The 450-nt window shown below is 60.0% G+C and carries 1 protein-coding gene; it reads right to left on the bottom strand.

The window, feature by feature from the left end:
• Positions 1–450 (bottom strand): hypothetical protein (locus KJQ97_RS10090; RefSeq protein ID WP_214120699.1); only part of this gene is annotated, 450 nt, incomplete at both ends.

Genomic DNA, 450 nt, shown 5'->3' with positions numbered 1-450 from the left:
GCCTGTTGGTCACTATCAAGGCGACGGGGTTCGTCGTCGCCTGCTAGTTGCTGTTGCTCGCGGATCCACGCTGCGGTTGCCGTCGCCGTCAATCTTCCTTCACAGGCCGCAATATGCGCCTTTTGTGCCACCTGACGTAGATCGGTGACGTATCGCTCACCACCTGCCATGCTTACCAGACGCACCAGCACACCGGGGCGATGAAGGACAGCCTCAACCGTTCCCCATACCCCCGTCATCGTCCAGGTACTCGACCAGCGAGCCAGGTCAATCGCCAGGTCAGAGCGCACCCGCGAATCGGATGCTGCCAAATCGGCTGGCGTTGCACCGATGAGGTCAGACAGGCACAACCTGGTCCGCAGCCTTTCATCGGTATTCTCGAGAGCCTCGAGCAAGGTCATAAGATCTTCAGCCGCCTGAGACGACCACACCGGTGAAGCACCAGAGAAC

The sequence above is a fragment of the Campylobacter sp. 2018MI01 genome, assembly GCF_018501205.1.
In the GTDB taxonomy this organism is placed as follows: domain Bacteria; phylum Campylobacterota; class Campylobacteria; order Campylobacterales; family Campylobacteraceae; genus Campylobacter_E.
This window is presented reverse-complemented; position numbering and strand designations above follow the sequence as displayed.